Source organism: Dryocola clanedunensis, from assembly GCF_038405435.1.
Taxonomy (GTDB): Bacteria; Pseudomonadota; Gammaproteobacteria; order Enterobacterales; family Enterobacteriaceae; genus Dryocola; species Dryocola clanedunensis_A.
Genome location: NZ_JBBYHZ010000014.1, coordinates 49,893 through 67,305 on the forward strand (window position 1 = coordinate 49,893; position 17,413 = coordinate 67,305).

General features: G+C 59.8%; 15 protein-coding genes. 6 read left to right on the top strand and 9 right to left on the bottom strand.

Annotated elements, in window-relative coordinates:
• The 4 genes from dhbA to entC are packed head-to-tail and all read right to left on the bottom strand — an operon-like array spanning position 1 to position 4,423.
• Positions 1–747, bottom strand: coding sequence for a 2,3-dihydro-2,3-dihydroxybenzoate dehydrogenase (gene dhbA / locus AAE045_RS20980; RefSeq protein ID WP_202306820.1), 747 nt, complete (start codon positions 745–747; stop codon positions 1–3).
• A 2-nt stretch (positions 748–749) separates the two neighbouring features.
• Positions 750–1,610, bottom strand: coding sequence for an isochorismatase family protein (locus tag AAE045_RS20985; protein WP_455549348.1), 861 nt, complete (start codon positions 1,608–1,610; stop codon positions 750–752).
• A gap of 14 nt (positions 1,611–1,624) precedes the next feature.
• Complete coding sequence (locus tag AAE045_RS20990) at positions 1,625–3,241, bottom strand: (2,3-dihydroxybenzoyl)adenylate synthase (protein WP_455549349.1); 1,617 nt, start codon at positions 3,239–3,241, stop codon at positions 1,625–1,627.
• Positions 3,242–4,423 (bottom strand): isochorismate synthase EntC, encoded by a 1,182-nt coding sequence (gene entC, locus AAE045_RS20995; protein WP_455549350.1) that lies wholly within the window; start codon positions 4,421–4,423, stop codon positions 3,242–3,244.
• Between the two features lie 213 nt (positions 4,424–4,636).
• Here entC and fepB point away from each other — a divergent pair, with 213 nt between their 5' ends.
• The gene (gene fepB / locus AAE045_RS21000; protein WP_455549351.1) at positions 4,637–5,581 is read left to right on the top strand and encodes a Fe2+-enterobactin ABC transporter substrate-binding protein; all 945 of its coding nucleotides are present in this window, start codon (positions 4,637–4,639) and stop codon (positions 5,579–5,581) included.
• 84 nt (positions 5,582–5,665) lie between these two features.
• On the opposite strand, the gene entS is transcribed toward fepB, so the two are convergent.
• Entirely contained in the window at positions 5,666–6,907 is a 1,242-nt protein-coding gene (gene entS, locus AAE045_RS21005; protein ID WP_455549352.1) for an enterobactin transporter EntS, read from the bottom strand.
• A gap of 126 nt (positions 6,908–7,033) precedes the next feature.
• Here entS and fepD point away from each other — a divergent pair, with 126 nt between their 5' ends.
• Genes fepD through fepC form a run of 3 tightly spaced genes read left to right on the top strand, consistent with a single transcriptional unit; the run spans position 7,034 to position 9,827 of the window.
• Entirely contained in the window at positions 7,034–8,041 is a 1,008-nt protein-coding gene (gene fepD / locus AAE045_RS21010) for a Fe(3+)-siderophore ABC transporter permease (protein ID WP_455549353.1), read from the top strand.
• 26 nt (positions 8,042–8,067) lie between these two features.
• Entirely contained in the window at positions 8,068–9,030 is a 963-nt protein-coding gene (fepG, locus tag AAE045_RS21015) for an iron-enterobactin ABC transporter permease (RefSeq protein ID WP_237391355.1), read from the top strand.
• Positions 9,027–9,827, top strand: a complete 801-nt coding sequence (gene fepC, locus AAE045_RS21020) for an iron-enterobactin ABC transporter ATP-binding protein (RefSeq protein WP_202306808.1) — start codon at positions 9,027–9,029, stop codon at positions 9,825–9,827. Before fepG ends, fepC begins: the two co-directional genes overlap by 4 nt.
• Before the next feature lie 37 nt (positions 9,828–9,864).
• Here the strand turns inward: fepC and AAE045_RS21025 are convergent, their stop codons facing one another.
• Positions 9,865–10,230 (bottom strand): hypothetical protein, encoded by a 366-nt coding sequence (locus tag AAE045_RS21025; RefSeq protein WP_202306810.1) that lies wholly within the window; start codon positions 10,228–10,230, stop codon positions 9,865–9,867.
• 450 nt (positions 10,231–10,680) lie between these two features.
• Between AAE045_RS21025 and AAE045_RS21030 the strand changes: the two genes are divergently transcribed.
• Complete coding sequence (locus AAE045_RS21030) at positions 10,681–10,893, top strand: hypothetical protein (protein ID WP_202306812.1); 213 nt, start codon at positions 10,681–10,683, stop codon at positions 10,891–10,893.
• Between the two features lie 105 nt (positions 10,894–10,998).
• A complete protein-coding gene (locus AAE045_RS21035; RefSeq protein ID WP_455549354.1) occupies positions 10,999–12,537 on the top strand; it encodes a YadA C-terminal domain-containing protein in 1,539 nt (512 codons plus the stop codon).
• A gap of 116 nt (positions 12,538–12,653) precedes the next feature.
• Here the strand turns inward: AAE045_RS21035 and AAE045_RS21040 are convergent, their stop codons facing one another.
• The 3 genes from AAE045_RS21040 to AAE045_RS21050 form a co-directional block, all read right to left on the bottom strand.
• Complete coding sequence (locus tag AAE045_RS21040) at positions 12,654–13,019, bottom strand: DUF1870 family protein (RefSeq protein ID WP_455427277.1); 366 nt, start codon at positions 13,017–13,019, stop codon at positions 12,654–12,656.
• Between the two features lie 256 nt (positions 13,020–13,275).
• The gene (locus tag AAE045_RS21045) at positions 13,276–17,181 is read right to left on the bottom strand and encodes an amino acid adenylation domain-containing protein (protein ID WP_455549387.1); all 3,906 of its coding nucleotides are present in this window, start codon (positions 17,179–17,181) and stop codon (positions 13,276–13,278) included.
• Between the two features lie 11 nt (positions 17,182–17,192).
• Entirely contained in the window at positions 17,193–17,411 is a 219-nt protein-coding gene (locus tag AAE045_RS21050; protein ID WP_455549355.1) for an MbtH family protein, read from the bottom strand.
• Positions 17,412–17,413 lie beyond the last annotated feature (2 nt).

Genomic DNA, 17,413 nt, shown 5'->3' on the forward strand with positions numbered 1-17,413 from the left:
TCAGGCTCCCAGCGTCGAGCCGCCGTCAATCACGATATCCTGCATCGTGATATGGCTGGCGTAGTCGGAGGCGAGGAACAGGATCGTGCTGGCAATCTCCTGCGGACGGGCGATTTTGCCCAGCGGGATCCCCATTTTGAACTGCTCCGCAAAACCCCTAATACGCTGCTGCTCCGCGTCCGGCGTTTTCCAAAGCAGGCGCTGCATGTCGGTATCTGTAGAGCCAGGCGAAACAAGGTTACAGCGCACGCCGAAGGGGGCAAGCTCCAGCCCGACGGTCTGCGCCAGGCTTTTCAGCGCGGCCTTCGATGCACCATAGGCGGACATGCCGGTTCGTGGCGTATGGGCCGCGTCCGAAGCAACGGTGACCACTGCCCCGCTCCGCTGTTCGCGCAGCAGGGGCATGACGGCGCGGAACAGATTAAACGCGCCGCCAACGTTGACCGCGAAGGTATCCTGCCAGTCCTGAAGCGCCAGCTCATCCGTTGCGCCCATGCGCAAAATCCCCGCCGCGTTGACCAGCACGTCCAGCCGGGGTTCATCGCTAAGCAAGCGCCGGGTCAGCACGCTAACCTGGTCTGCATCAGCAACGTTCAGGGTTTCAGTGGCGAACGGGTAAACGTCCAGCGGGAAAGCCAGATCGAAACCAACCACCGTCGCCCCGGCCTCGCTGAAGGCCAGCGCCGTATGGTAGCCAATGCCTTTGCCCGCGCCGGTTACCCAGACGCGTTTGCCGCTAAAGTCGATGTTCACGCCTGCGGCTCCCTGGACAGCAGCGCCCACCAGGCGTCGACGCTCGGGTTCTTCGCCAGCATCACGAAGTCGATGTCGCCGTGAATTTTGCGCCAGCTCGCCGCCAGCGCCATCATGCGCACGGAATCCAGGCCGTAATCAATCAGGTTTTCGTCATCTTCCGGGATGTCGGACTCGTCGAGCAGCGGCAGGATCAGGGCGCGAAGCTGCTCTTTATTTTGCGGGGCAGCTTCCGGCAGCAGATCGCGGGTCATCACCACGCGGCCTGAACGGCCCGCCGTGTATTTCAGCGCCATCATGTGCTCTTCGCGGCTGAAATCCGCCAGCGCGTCGGCCACCATAAACGGCTTGATATCACGCATGAAGGCGTCGGTGGCGGTGGTCATACAGCCGATATGAGCGTACACGCCGCAGATAATCAGCTGGTTGTGCCCCGTCTCTTTCAGGGACTGCTCCAGCGGCGAGCGGATAAACGCGCTGTAGCGCCACTTGGTCAGCACCGTGTCCTGCTCGTCCGGGGCAAGAGCGGCAACGACCTGCTGGCGCTCCGGATGCTTGTTCAGGCCCGGCCCCCACATATCGTTGAGCAACGCGCGGTCTTCGTCGCTCTGATTATTCGGCTGCGCGGTGTAATAGACCGGAATACCGTTCTTTTTGCAGTAATCGCGCAGCGCGGCGATGTTGTCGATAACCTGCTGGATCATCGGGCAGCTGTCGCCCCAGAAATCGATAAAGTAGTCCTGCATATCGTGGATCAACAGCGCGGCGCGGCCAGGCTCGAAGGCCCACTGTACTTTGCTTTCCGGGATCTCGGCTGCGGTCGGTAAGGCGTATGCGTTCAGTTTTGGAATAGCCATAATGTCTCCGTCAATCAGGAAGCCAGCGCCTTTTGGGCAATCAGCTGGCGTAAACGTTTTTTATCCACTTTGCCGACCGGGGTCAGGGGCAAAGCCTCAACAATTTCGATGCGGTCCGGCAGCTTGAAGTCCGCAATGCCCAGCTCGCGCAGGTAGCGGCGGATCTCCACGGCGCGGAACGGGCGGCTGCCGACGATAAACGCGCAGCTCTTCTCGCCCAGCAGGCTGTCTTCCATCGACACCAGCGCGGCGTGAATAATGTCTTCATGGCGCAGCAGCAGATTTTCAATCTCTTCGGCGGCGATCTTCTCTCCTCCGCGGTTGATCTGATCTTTTTCCCGGCCCTGCACGGTGATGTAGCCATCTTCGGCAATGGAGATCAGATCGCCGGAACAGTAGAAGCCGCTGGCGTCAAAGGCGCTGGCGTTGTGCTCCGGGCTGCGGTAATAGCCGCGGAAGGTGTACGGCCCGCGCGTCATCAGGCGGCCCACTTCACCGTGCGGCAGCGGGTTGCCGTTTTCGTCGGCTACCCAGACCTCATCGTCCGGGCACATCGGTTTGCCCTGGGTGGTGAAGATATGTTCGCTGTCGTCGTCCAGACGGGTGTAGTTCACCAGCCCCTCCGCCATGCCAAACACCTGCTGAAGCTGGCAGCCGATTTCCGCAGGAATACGCGCCGCCAGCGCTTCGCTGAGCCGTGCCCCGCCGACCTGCAGCAGCTTCAGCGATGCCAGCGCCCGGTTACTGCCCCACTCGCCAATGGCCTGTAGCCACAGGCTGACCGCAGGCGGCACCAGCGCGGTGACGTTGATCTGATGGCGTTCAATGAGCGGGAAGCAAAGCGTGGCGCTCGGATCGTTTGCCAGCACCACGCGTCCGCCGCCGTAGAACACGCCCAGCGAGCCGGGCGAACTCAGCGCGTAGTTATGTGCGGCGGGAATGGCGCATAAAAAGCGGGTATCTGCATCGAACCGGCAGATTTCTACGCTGCGGCGAATGCTGTAGTAGTAATCGTTATGCGTGCGAGGAATCAGCTTCGGCGTGCCGGTGCTGCCGCCCGAAAGCTGAAAGAAGGCCACTTCATCGGCGGCGCTTGAGGTGACAACAAAATTATCCTCCGGCTCGCTGATAAACGCCGTCAGGGAACGGTCGCGATCATTTTCGTTGAGCAGCACCGCCATACGCAGCGAAGGGTTCTGGCTGCACAATCCTTCGAGGAAATCATCGTGGGCAAACAGGCTATGCTTGCGGTCGGCAATCAGCAGCGCCGGTTCGATTTGCTTTGCGTAGGCCTCAAGCTCGGTTCGCTGATGGCTGAAAAGCGCGTTAACTGGCGCAACGCCGATTTTCAGCAGCGCAAACAGCGTGATGTACAGCTCCGCCACGTTGCCCAGCTGCACCAGCGCCGTTTCGCCCGTTTGCAGGCCCCGCCTTTGCAGCGCGCAGGCCAGGCGGGTTGCCGCCTGCTCCAGTTCGCGGTAGCTGTAACGACGTTCGCCGTCGATAAGCGCAGTCGCGTCGTTCTTTGCGTGGCGGCTCAGGATGTCGGTAAGCGGCAGATCGGCCCAGTAGCCTTTTTCGCGATAGCGTGCGGCCAGATCCGCTGGCCAGCGGGTAAATTCAATCGCCATTTAATTAAGTCCAAATACGTTGAGCATGGTGGAAAGTTTGACGCCGGTTTCGCGCCATTCCGATTCAGGGGAAGAGGCAGGCACGATGCCCGCACCGGCAAACAGGCGAATTTGCTTCTTCGCCACCCGCGCGCAGCGGATTGTCACTACCCACTCGCCGTTGCCTTCGGCGTCGCACCAGCCAACGATGCCGCCAAACAGCTCGCGGTCGAACGGCTCCAGTTCGGCAATCAGCTTCTGCGCCACGTCGTGCGGGAAGCCGCTCAGGGCCGGAGTTGGGTGCAGCAGGCAGGCCAGCGACAGCGCATTTTCCCGCTCGTCTTTCACCTGGCCATAAATCGGTGAGGCAAGGTGCCACAGCGTTGGGGTGGTGATCAGCTCCGGCGTTTCCGGCACCGACAAAGAGAGGCTGCGCGGCTGCAGCACGGTTCGCATGGCGTCCGTCACCAGGCCGTGCTCGTGGCGGTCTTTGCTGGATTTCATCAGCGTTTCGCCAGTCTCGCGGTCCCGTTCCAGGTTTTCCGTATTGCGGCGTGCGGAGCCAGCCAGCGGCAGCGTGCTGAAGTTTTTACCGCTTTTACGCAGCAGCAGCTCCGGGCTTGCGCCAATCAGCGAACCGCCGTCCGGCAGGGGAACGTGGAAGTTGAAGCTGGCGGGATTCTGGGCGATCAGCCGTTCTAATAGCGCATCGATATCAACTGGCGCGTCGGTTTCAATATCGATCAGGCGGGAAAGCACCACTTTGTCGATATGGGGCTGGCTGGTAGCGGCAGCGGCGTGCGCCACCATCGCCATAAATTTGTCCTGTTCAGGGATAGCCTTACGTGCGGTCACGCCGGGTTGTCCTGCGGGCTTGCTCTGTGCCACAGACTGCTGCCGCTGGGCGCGGGAGAAGGTCTGCCAGCTCCGTGGAATGAACAGCGCGGAGGGCTGGCGCGGGTCAAACGGGATCGCGCCAACCGCTATCGGCTTATCGATACCCAGCTCTTTGGCCTTCGCAAAGGCCTCGCGCAGCTGCGTTTGCAGAACACCGTGCAGATCCGCGCCCTCTTCGGCGGGACATTCCAGACGCATAAAACAGCCCTGCGTTTGAAAACTTCGATAAGGAGACATAAAGAAAAAGCTATCCGCACAAGGGGTTAGCTGCTTGTTCTGTGGCTCCTCGGCCAGTAACGTATCCATGCGTCCTCCGTTAGAAAAATGATAAATGTCATTAATAATAATTATCATTTGTATTTCGGGCTGGTAACCTAAAGAGAATCGATCGTACTGTCAACAGTTGAGCATTTTTGTCTGATGTCGCTGTGCTTATCCGACCTGGAGCTCTTTGCCTGTAGGGTGGGTAAGCGCAGCGCCATCCACCGCCAGCCTTTAATTTCAACAGGATGTCCCCGAGTGAAAATCAGATTTACCGCACTGCTACTTCTTTCCCTCAGCCATTTCGTTCACGCCGCCGACTGGCCGCGCCAGATCGCCGACAGCCGGGGAACGCACACCCTGGAGCAGGCGCCACAGCGCATCGTCTCCACAAGCGTAACGCTGACAGGTTCGCTGCTGGCGATTGATGCGCCCGTGATTGCCAGCGGCGCGACAACGCCAGGAAACCGCGTGGCGGATGATCAGGGCTACATGCGCCAGTGGGGCAAAATAGCGAAGCAGCGCAACGTGCAGCGCCTCTATATCGGCGAACCGAGCGCCGAAGCCGTCGCCGCGCAGATGCCCGACCTGATTCTTATCAGCGCCACCGGAGGTGATTCCGCGGTCGCGCTTTACGATCAGCTTTCTGCCATCGCCCCGACGCTGCTTATCAACTACGACGACAAGAGCTGGCAGCAGGTGCTCACCGACCTGGGCAAAATAACCGGTCACGAAAAGCAGGCCGCCGCGCGCATCGCGAGCTTTGATAAGCAGCTCAGCGAGGCCAAAACGAAAATTAATCTGCCGCCGCAGCCGGTCAGCGCGCTGGTTTACACCCCAGCCTCACGCTCCGCGAACCTGTGGACGCCGGAATCCGCTCAGGGCAAGCTTCTGGAGCAGCTCGGCTTTACGCTCGCCACGCTGCCCGCGGCGCTGCACACCAGCCAGAGCATGGGCAAGCGCCACGATATCGTTCAGCTTGGCGGTGAAAACCTTGCCGCGGGGCTGAACGGCGAGAGCCTGTTCCTGTTTGCCGGTAACGAGAAAGACGCCGCCGCTCTGGAAGCTAACCCGCTGCTGTCGCACCTGCCCGCGGTGCAGAACAAACATGTTTACCCGCTTGGCACCGAAACCTTCCGCCTGGATTACTACAGCGCAACCCAGGTGCTGGAGCACATGACCGCGCTATTTTCAAAAAATTAACGGTGGATGACGCTGCGCTTATCCACCCTACCGGTCCGTAGGTCAGTCCGTAGGTCGGATAAGCGCAGCGTCATCCGACAAAATCTACACCGCTTCCACCGGCGTGGCCTGCCGGTAACGGCGCAGCTGAACAAGCACCAGCGCCAGCACCACGCCAGTCAGAGCCAGCACCAGGCCACCGGAGCTGGCTGCCGCAACGGGCGTCATCGCTACCGTCATACCACCCAGGATCGCCGCGCCTATCGCATCGCCCGTTACGTTCTGGGCCGTCCATAGACCGTTGATGCGCCCCAGCATGCCGTCCGGCGTCAGCGTCTGGATCAGGGTGTACTGCAGCAGGGAGCTGATGGCGCTCAGGTAGCCAAACAGGGCCAGGCAGGCCAGACCCAGCCCCCAGACCGGCATCAGGCTGAACACGCCCACGGCGATAAACGACACGATGCCGCTCGCCAGCATGATTGCGCCTGGTCGGGCGTGGTGGGCAATCCGCCCGCTGGTCAGCGCACCAATCGCCGCCCCCAGCGGCACGGCGGCATACATCAGGCCAATCTGTCCGGCGCTCATCTGCCAGTGCCCGGCCAGCGCCGGATAGAGCACGCGCACCGCGCTCGCCATCGTCAGCAGCGCCCCGACCAGCGCGATGCCGCCGATAATCGGATGGCTAATCAGAAAGCGCAGCCCGTTGAGCAGAGACAAAAAAGGATTCTCCCGCGCCTGCGGAGGCGGCGGCAGCTGCGGCAGGCTAAGAAGCGGAATTAGCGTGACGAACGTGCCGATGGAGGCCAGCCCGTAGTTCCACACCACGCCGCCGGAAGCAAGCAGCAGCCCGCCGATCATCGGTGAAATCACCGATCCCAGGCGCACGGTCAGCATGGTAATCGCCCCCGCCTGCATCAGGTTTTCACGCCCCACCAGCGCAGGGGTGGCGGCCAGCAGCGCGGTAACGCCAATCGCGCCGAAGAACCCGTCCCACACGCCGAGCAGATAAATTGCCGCAAGCGACGGCTCCGGCAGCGAGGCGTTGAGGGTCAGGCCGATAAAACCTATCCCGCAGGTAGAGCGGGCCAGCAGGATCAGGCGGCGGCGCTCGTGCCTGTCGGCCAGCACGCCCCCCATCATTAAACCAATAAACATCGCGCTGCCGGTCAGCGTCACGGCAAGGCCGACCTGCAGCGAGGAGTGGGTCAGCGTCTGGATTTGTACCGGTACGGCAACGCCGAGCAGGCCTAAAGAGACAATAGAGATAAAGCGGGCGAGGAACACCGCGCGAAACGCCGGGTGGGTCTTCAGCAGACTGAGGTTTAACAACAGAGAATTGCGGTTCATTACATGGCCTTAAAGCGATTTTTTATTTTCGGGGGCGAGGCGGCTCATGCTACCATAAAGAAATAAGAGTGATAATGATAATAACTATCATTTAATTTCACATAAGGTGATTTGCCAGGCGGGCTTATGTCGGTTTCAAGGTTATCAGCGCGGATCTCCGTCCTGCTGATTATCACATTTTTACTGTTGTTGATGGCGACGCTCAGCCTGCTGCTGGGCGCAAAATCGTTGCCGGTTGGGGTTGTGCTGGACGCCCTGGGCGGCCAGTGTCGAAGCGCGGACTGCACGATCGTGCTCGACGCACGCCTCCCCCGCACGCTGGCGGGCATTCTGGCTGGCGGCGCGCTTGGCCTTGCCGGGGCGCTGATGCAAACCCTCACCCGCAACCCCCTTGCCGACCCCGGCCTGCTTGGCGTCAACGCCGGAGCCAGCTTTGCTATCGTGCTGGGCGCGGCGGTCTGGGGGCTGTCGTCTCCCGTATCCCTACTGGGGCTGGCATTTTTTGGCGCGCTTTCAGCCGCGCTGGTAGTCGCGTTTACCGGCAGCGCGGGCGGCGGGCAGCTCAGCCCGGTTCGCCTGACGCTTGCGGGCGTGGCGCTTGCGGCGGTGCTGGAAGGCCTGAGCAGCGGCATCGCCCTGCTTAACCCCGAAGTGTTTGACCAGCTGCGCTACTGGCAGGCTGGCTCGCTCGACATCCGCACTTTAGAAACGCTGAAAATTATCTCTGGCCCGCTGCTGGTGGGCTGTGCCGTCGCCCTGCTGATAAGCCGCTCGCTGAACAGCCTGAGCATGGGGCACGACACCGCTACGGCGCTGGGCAGCAAGGTTGCGCGTACCCAGCTTCTGGGTTTGCTCGCCATTACCCTCCTGTGCGGCAGCGCCACCGCTGCGGTTGGCCCCATCGCTTTTATCGGCCTGATGATGCCGCATCTGGCGCGCTGGCTGGTGGGCGCCGATCACCGCTGGTCGCTTCCCGTTACGCTGCTTGCCACCCCTGCCCTGCTGCTGCTGGCCGATATTGTTGGCCGCCTGCTGGTGCCGGGTGAACTGCGCGTTTCGGTGGTCAGCGCGTTTATCGGCGCGCCGATGCTGATTTACCTGGTGCGACGCCAGCGTAAGGGGGCGGGCCTGTGAACCGTTCATCTCCTCGCCTGATAGCAATGTGCCTGCTGCTGGCTGCGCTGAGCGCGGGCCTGGGCATCTGGAGCCTGGGCAGCGGCGTGCTGCCACTCTCTGCGCAGCAGGTCGTCGAGGCGCTGCTGGGTTCTGCTCCGCGTAATATTTCGCTGGTGGTTGTAGAGTGGCGTCTGCCCCGCGTGCTGATGGCGCTGCTTATCGGCGGCGCGCTTGGCGTGAGCGGGGCTGTTTTCCAGTCGCTGATGCGCAACCCGCTCGGCAGCCCGGACGTCATGGGCTTTAACGCCGGGGCGTGGAGCGGCGTGCTGATTGCGATGGTGCTGTTCGGCCAGCATCAGGCGGCCATTGCCGCCGCGGCGATGGCGGGCGGCATTATTACCGCGCTGGTGGTCTGGCTGTTTGCCTGGCGTAACGGCATTGAAACCTTCCGGCTGATTATCATCGGCATTGGCGTGCGCGCCATGCTGATGGCCTTTAACACCTGGCTTCTGCTCCACGCCTCTCTGGAAACCGCGCTTTCCGCCGGTCTCTGGAACGCCGGGTCGCTCAACGGGCTGACCTGGGCGAAGCTCTTCCCCGCCGTGCCGATCATTTTGCTGGCGCTGCTCGCGGGCGCGCTGCTGGTCAGGCGCATGCGTCTGCTGGAGATGGGTGACGACAGCGCCTGCGCGCTGGGCGTCTCCGTTGAGCGCTCCCGCCTGATGCTGATGCTGGCCGCCGTGATCCTCACCGCCGCCGCAACCGCCCTTGCCGGGCCGATTTCGTTTATCGCGCTGATTGCCCCGCACATTGCCCGTCGTCTGAGCGGCACCACCCGCTGGGGATTACTCCAGTCGGCGCTGTGCGGCGGCGCGCTGCTGCTTGCCGCCGACCTCTGCGCCCAGCGGCTGTTTATGCCGTATCAGCTGCCGGTGGGCGTGGTGACGGTAAGCCTGGGCGGCATCTACCTTATCGCGCTGTTGATTCAGGAGTCCCGTAAGAAATGAGCCAGTTGTCACTTCCGCCGCGCCTGCACGGCGACGAGCTTACTCTCGGATACGGTACGCACGTGGTGGCCGAAGGGCTGACCGTCGCCATCCCGGACGGGAAGTTCACCGCCATTATCGGCCCCAACGGCTGCGGTAAGTCGACGCTGCTGCGCACGCTAAGCCGCCTGATGAAACCCACTGCGGGCAACGTCTGGCTGGACGGTCAGGAGATCCACCGCTTCGCCACCAAAGAAGTGGCCAGACGCATCGGCCTGCTGGCGCAGAACGCCAGCGCGCCGGGGGATATCAGCGTGGCAGAGCTTGTTGCCCGTGGACGTTACCCGCATCAGCCCATGTTCACCCGCTGGCGCGAAGAGGACCAGCTTGCGGTGACCAGCGCCATGCGGGCCACCAATATTCAGGATCTGGCCGATCAGCCCGTGGACACGCTTTCCGGCGGGCAGCGCCAGCGGGCGTGGATAGCCATGGTGCTGGCGCAGGAAACGTCGATCATGCTGCTGGACGAGCCAACAACCTGGCTGGATATCAGCCACCAGATTGATTTGCTCGAGCTGCTGAGCGATCTGAATCGTGAGAAGGGGTATACGCTGGCGGCGGTGCTGCACGATTTGAATCAGGCCTGCCGCTACGCCACGCATTTAATTGCGCTGCGCGACGGGAAGATTGTCGCCGAAGGCGCGCCGAAAGAGATCGTCACGCCAGAATTAATCGAAGCGATATACGGCCTGCGCTGCATGATTATTGAAGATCCGGTGGCGCACACGCCGCTGGTGGTGCCGCTGGGAAAGAAGTGAGCTGACTTCCCGCCGGGCAATGGCTGGCGGGTAACAGCTACTGAGCGTTTTTACTCTTCTGCCGGCTTAAGCGCCGCTGCTCGTTACGCCGTTCCCTGCGCTGACGCTCCTCTTCCAGCTTCCGCTCCTCTTCTTCAGCCAGCAGCCGCTGCCGCTCGCGGGACGGCAGCTCCTGAAAGGCTTTTTCCTCGGCTGCATTAGCGCGTTCAATTTCCGCAAGGGCCTCCATCATCTGGTCGATAATCGCGATTGATTTCGGCACGCGCTTTTCCCAGCGTTCAGGCGTCGTCCTGCTCACGCCCGCCACGCGGCAAAGGTGGGTAATATTCGTATCCGCCTTCTTCGCCCGCGCTTTAATCGCTTCTACCCGGCGATAAAACTCTTCTGCAAATGTGTTTTCCATCGTTCTGCTCTCCGCACTGTCCCCCGGTTATTTCACCATATTTGCAGCATCGGCATCATCCCACAATCTCTTATCGTCGCCGCATTATATGTCGCATTAGTGATGCAGCAAAAAAGATGCATTGTAGCAAATAGTTTACAATGGGTATTATCACATTTCGAATATTGACCAGCATCAATAAACCATAAATAATCTGAATATTTCATGTTCATCTTTCGTATGAAATAGAAAACGCCAAATGTTAAATATGTTGATATACGCCAACTTACGTACTTTCTTGTGTATTAGTGCTGCTTTTGTGTGACCTATTTTATATGCACGCTCAATGACTTAATTCGGAACGCAAAGAAATGCAAAAAAATGTCTTGCTGCAAATATTACCTTACGAGTAATATTTGCTCGTTCCCAGTGAGGAACAAATGAGAATCATTTGAAATAAGGTTTCAAATTATGTCAGCACAAAAAAAGCTGGCGACCGAGACGGCAGGCGCCCCAACGCAGTGGGTGGTGTTTACCGGGAAGCTCCCGGCCCAGATGAAAAAGCAGCTCAAGATTGTGGCTGCGCAAACAGGGATCAAACAGCAGGAGATCGTAGCCGACGCTGTTAAGAGCTGGATGAAGCTGAAAGGATTCGATGTAGAAGATTTGAATTGTGCGCCCTGACTGCCAGGTCAGAGCACACGATGATGACCAAACCCGCGACATATGCTCTGCCAGGAGCGTCACGGATAAAAAACGACTAACACTGACCATCGAGACTTAAAATATATGAAACGCAATAAAATTGCATTGGCTATCTTTGCCTGTGTGGCTGGAAGTTCTTTATTGAATGCCTCTGCAGCGACCCCTGAGACCATAATCACCGATGGGGTCAATAGTGCTACAGTATTGTTCGAAAATGGGGGGCGGTATGATTTTGAAGCTTTTGATTCGGATACCAAAACAAATTTTAGCGATATTTACGATCTAAAGCAGGCTGCTAAAATCCAGGATGACGCAATTACTGCAAATACAACCGAGATTGCGTCCAATCAAGCAAATATCGCAACTAACACAGCCCAGAATGCCACTCAGGACAATCGCCTGACAAACGTTGAAAATCACACTGATGCAGTCGACAGCCATGTTCAGAACATTGATATTCAGCAGCGTAAAGATGCACAAACCCTGCAAGCACATGACAACTCCATTGCTACGCTGAATACAGACGTTTCTCAGCATAACCAGCGTTTTGTTGTGGATGAAGCCAGCATCGCCGGAAATACATCTTCTATCACCGCTAATCACAACGCGATTGCTTCCAATCAAGCAAATATCGCAACTAACACAGCCCAGAATGCCACTCAGGACAATCGCCTGACAAACGTTGAAAATCACACTGATGCAGTCGACAGCCATGTTCAGAACATTGATATTCAGCAGCGTAAAGATGCACAAACCCTGCAAGCACATGACAACTCCATTGCTACGCTGAATACAGACGTTTCTCAGCATAACCAGCGTTTTGTGGCCGAAGAAAATAACATAGCCACCAATAAGTCTGCTATTGCTGCAAACAGCTCTGCTCTTGTAGCCAATACGGCTGATATCAATGCCAATGCCCAACATATTGCAACAGATGAGCAAATCATTAGCGCTAATAATAAAAACATTGTTGCCAACGAAAAAAATATCGCCAGCAACGCTCAACACATCACAACTGACGAAAAAAATATCGCCAGCAACACTCAACACATCACAACTGACGAGAAAAATATTGCCGTAAACAGCAAAAATATAACCTCTCTCAGCGCCGGTGTTACTCAAGCCGAAGCCACAGGCGAGCACGCCCAGACTCGTGCCGATGAAGCTTTTACCACAGCGCAGAAAGCCGAAACCACAGGCGAATATGCCCAGTCCCGCGCGGATAAGGCCTTCGCTCATGCTGAAGCTAACAAGCAGGCGCTGGCGGCAACCAACCATCGCTTAGCGGCGGACGATGCGGAGCTGGCTAACCACGAACAGCGTATTGGCACCCTCGAAAGCCAGACCACCAGCAACTTTGCGAAGCTGAAGTCTCAGGTGGATGACAACCGTAAGCGTGCTTCTGCGGGGATTTCAGGCGTGGCGGCGATGGCGAACATTCCTCAGGTCACTAACACCCAGGACTTTTCTGTCGGTGCAGGCGTGGGTACCGCTGACAGCGAATCTGCGCTGGCGGTGGGCTTCTCTGCCCGTGCGACGGAAAACGTAGTGGTAAAGGCTTCCGTCTCTGACGACTCACAGCACAACTTCGTAGCAGGCGCTGGCGTCTCTTACGGCTGGTAAAAACGCAGGTCTGCCCCGGCGGGTCTGAAAAATAATAAAAAACCGAAATGTATTTTTAGCCCCTCCCGTGGGGCTTTTTTACCGCTGGCGAATCGTTCCGTTCAGGAACACGCTGGTCAGTAGAAAACGAGCAAATCTTCAATATACAGGGCGCTTTTTACCGACATATCCAGCCGCCACTCCACCACGTCATCGTGCCCCGTCTCCTCGCGAAACTGTTCGAAAGTGACGTAAAACGGCACCACCTGCCTGCCCTGCCCCAGCTTCCTGTGCTCCTGAGCCTGAACGCGCATGTCGTTTAACAGGATTTCACGGCGGTGCAGCAGCGAGTGCATTTTTTTCATGATCGGTTCGGGCAGGGAGCTGCGCCCTGACTCATAGTAGCGCCAGGTGCGGGGCTCAACGTTTCCGATGTGTCTGGCCGCCTCAACAACGTCCAGAAAGAGCAGTTTTCTGCAGGCCAGAAGGGCAAAGTTATTCATGTTTTCCCGTTGATTCAGAAAGGTTACTTAAACCATGCGGCCAAAAGTAATCGTGGAGTCGAATTATCAGGCCTGAAATTGTAACACCGACTATACCCACACCAATTGCATTACTAGTAATAAAATTTTACGGCTAGTCGCACGATCGATGCTTCTTTTTCGGGGAGCACATAATAATTTTGCGGAACATACATGGGCCCACCGCCCTACGCTCAACCCGTAGGGCGGATAAGCCTGCGTCATCCGCCGCAGATCCCTATAAAGAGAGCACCCGCTGCAATACCGGCCCTATCTCGACAAACGCGGCCGGGGAAATGATATCCACGTGCGCGCAGTCCAGGCGGTGGATATCCAGTTCGGCAATCCACGGCGACCAGGTTTTCTGCGGATCCATCCCTTCCGGCAACGTTCGTTCGGCAACAAACAGCGTTGCCCTACCGCTAAACGGCACGCTCTGCGCCGTGGTTAACAGCCGGACGGCATCGCCGTAGTTGCCTTCGATAGCCTCGAACAGCGCGTCTGACGCCTGCCCCTGCTGGGCGGCGACAAAAGCTTCCCGTTCGCGGTTTATCTCGTCCAGCACGGCCGGATCGAGTTCATTCGCCCCTTTTTCGGCCCAGTTTTGCGTTTCCGGCGGCCAGGTATCCAGCAGGCCCAGGAATGCCACTTCCTCCCCCGCCTCCGCAAGCCTTGCGGCAATCCCCTGCGCGAGCGTGCCGCCCAGCGAATAGCCCAGCAGATAGTACGGCCCGTGGGGCTGTAGCTCCCTGAGGGTTTGCAGATGGGCTTCACAAACCTCTGCCAGGTTTTGCGCCTGCTGCATGGGGCCCGTCGGGCGCGGAGACTGAATGCCGGTCACTGACCAGCGCGGATCCAGATAGCGTTGCAGCACGCTGAACTGCCAGGCAAAGCCCGACGCCGGGTGGAAGCAGTAGAGCGTCGGCCCGCTGGATTTGCGCAGCGGCAGCACGGCCTCAAACCCGGCGCGGCTCGCCTGCTCTTCGCTATGTTCTTCGGCAAGCGTTTCGGCGAGCTGGCGCACCGTGGAAGCGACCATGATTTGCCCCACCGTCAGCGGCCTGCCGAGGGTACGACGCAGCTCCGCCGCCAGGCGCATCGCCAGCAGGGAATGACCGCCCAGCGCAAAGAAGTCATCGTCGACGGAGTGAACGTCAGCGCCAAGCAGCCCGGCGAAGGCTTCGGCGACAGTTTTTTCCAGAGCCGTTTCAGGCGCACGCCCCGCAGCGCGTTTTGCCAGCTCAGGCAGTGGCAGCGCCCTGCGGTCCAGCTTGCCGTTGGCGCTGAGCGGGAAATCATCAAGCTGCACAAGCGCAACCGGCACCATATGCGCCGGAAGCGTGGCCGAAAGCTGTTCTCTCAGCTTCTCAAGCGGCAGCGCCCCTCCGGAAGCGGAAACCAGATAGCCAACCAGCTGACGGGCATCGCCGCCGCTGGCCGCCGCCTGATTGAGAACGCGGGCGTGCGTAACGGCCTGCGCCACGTCTTCAAGCGCCTGCGTTGCCCGGTCGATATCCCCCAGCTCAATGCGCTGGCCGCGAATTTTGAGCTGATCGTCGCTGCGCCCCAGATACTCCACCGCGCCGTTATCCAGCCAGCGGGCCACGTCACCCGTGCGGTACATACGCTCGCCGGGCTCGAAAGGATCGGCGATAAAGCGGCTGGCGGTGAGATCCGGGCGGCCAAGATAGCCCTGGGCCAGCTGGATCCCGGTGAGGTAAAGATCGCCGGCGATGCCCGGTGGCACGGGCCGCATTGCCGCATCGAGGATCCGCAGCCCGGTATTCCACACGGGCCAGCCAATCGGCACGCTGCTGCCGGTCACGCGGGCAAGATCTTCGCCATAAGCCGGGTACCAGCTCACGTCTACGGCGGCTTCCGTCGGGCCATAGAGGTTGTGCAAAGGCGCGTGGGTGAGCTGCTCCCATTCCCGGCACAGATCCGCAGGCAGCGCTTCACCGCTGCAGAACACGCGCCGCAGCGTGGCGCAGCTGGCAATCGCTGCGTCGCCGTCCAGCGCGGAGACAAAGGCCGCCAGCATGGAAGGCACAAAGTGCGTGGTCGTCACCCGATAGCGGGCAAAGAGCTGCTGCAGCGCCTGCGGATCGCGATGCGCTTCCGGCGGTGCCATAACGAGCTGCGCGCCGACAATATAGGGCCAGAAAAACTCCCAGACCGAAACATCGAAGCTGCACGGCGTTTTTTGCAGCACCACGTCTTCACCGCTGAGCGGATAGTGGTCCTGCATCCACAGCAGGCGGTTGACGATGGCCTGCTGCCCGATCATGACGCCTTTCGGGCGGCCGGTGGAGCCGGAGGTAAAGATCACGTAGGCGGTGTGTTCCGGTCGGGATACGTTCAGCGGCAGAGGCCGATCCGCAGCCGGAAGCAAACTTTCGTAGCAGTAAGTGTTCAGCCCTTCGAGAGCGCTAAACCGGGCCAGCTGATCTGCGGAGGTGATAAGCAGGCGCGGCGCGGCGTCTTCGAGCATCATTTGCAGACGATCGTCGGGGTAGCCGGTATCCAGCGGCAGCCAGGCCGCCCCAGCCTCAACAATCGCCTGTAAAGAGAGAGACAAAAAGACCGAGCGGGGCAGCGCGACGGCAACCACATCCCCCGGCTTCACGCCCTGGGCGATTAATTCCCCCGCCAGCGCCAGCACCTGGCCGCGCATTTCGCGATAGGTAAACTGATGCTGCGCGTCGGCCAGCGCCGGGGCGTCCGGCGTGTGCTGCGCCTGCTCCGCAATCAAAGCGCCGAGCGTGGTGGCCGGAACCGCCGTCTGCGTGGCGTTAACGCTTTCCAGCAGCTGCGTTTCTGAATCGTGCAGCAGCTCTGCGTCCGCACAGCGTAGCGCGGGATTAGCCGCAAACTGGCGCAAAAGCAGCGGCAGGCGCGCCAGATGCTGCTCCAGCGTCCGGGCCTCGTAGCGCTCGGCGTTCGCCAGCAGCTCAAGGGTAAACTCCCCCTTTTCGCCGATGTAGAGCGCAATTTCCAGATCGCGCACCGGGCCGGAGGCCAGCTGGTGCGTCACGCCTTCGGTGCCGTTAAAATCCAGGCGGTAGTCGAACATCTTCAGGTTCAGCACCGGGCCGTAAAGCGGCTCGCCGCTGGAGATCTGGCCCAGATCGCGCTGGATCTGTTCCGCGTCGTAGCGCTGATGGCGGCGCAGGGTTTTCAGCTCTCTGGCAATCTCCTGCGCCAGCTCCGGCAAAGTCGCCGTCGGGGCAATACGCACGCCAAACGGCAGCACGTTAAGCACCGGACCGGTGGCGCACAGGGCGGCGGAACCAATGCGGCGCATAAAAATAAAGCCTGCGGAGTAGTCCATGCGCCCGCTCAGGCGGCCCAGCCAGAGCGCGACCAGCGCGAGCGCCATGTCGGCAGGGGTTAAACCGGCGCCGTTGACCAGCCCGTGAAACTCCGTCCGGTTAAACTCAAGCTTCTGGCGGATCAGGTGCGTGGTCGACCCCTGCCCGGTCAGCGGCTGGGTAGAGAGTGTGGCAGGAGGCGGCAGCTGGCGGGCTTTTTCGCCCCAGAACGCCGCGTCACGCTGCCGGGTGCCCGATTGCTGGTAGCGCTGATACTCCTCAACAACATCGCTGAACGGGGTGAACGGGTTCGGCTCGGGCTGCTCGCCCCGGCAGTAAGCGGTGTAAATGTTGGCGATGCGGCGGGTAATTGCGGTGAAGCTGAAGCCATCGACCACCAGGTGATGGAAACGCTGATACCAGAACCAGCGTGTTTCGCTCAGGCGCAGCAGCGCATGGAAATATAACGGCCTACCGCTGGCGAGGCGTAAATCCCGATCCAGATCGTCACGCATAATAGCCAGCGCGACTGCCTGCGGATCGGCTTCCTGACGCAGATCGCGGCAAAGCGGCGGCGTAAAGGTCGCCTCGGGATCGATCCACTGGCGGACCTCGCCGTCTTTTTCAGCAAAGCGCATGCGCAGCGTATCCGCTTCGGCCATTCCCGCCACCACGGCTTTGCACAGCAGCGCTTCGTTTAAATCGCCTTCCAGCTCCACATAATGCGCCACGCTCCAGGCGTTAGGCTGCGGCGAGAGCTGATCCGCCATCCAGATGCCCGGCTGGGCGGCGACAAGCGGCAGCATTTCAGCCTGCTGTTCTACTGGGTTCATCAGGAGTTCACTCACTTCCCGCCCCCCGCATCAGCAAAAGAGACGGGCTGCAGATCACGCCAGTTTTCTTTAAGCCAGCGGGAGCACTCTTCCTGCCCCGCCGCCTCGCAGACCATCTGCCAACCCGCAGGCAGCGCGCAAGTTTCCGGCCAGAGGCTGTACTGACGGGCGGCGTTCTGAAGGATAAAAAACCGCCCCTGCGGGGCGTCGAAAGGGTTACTGTACTCCATGC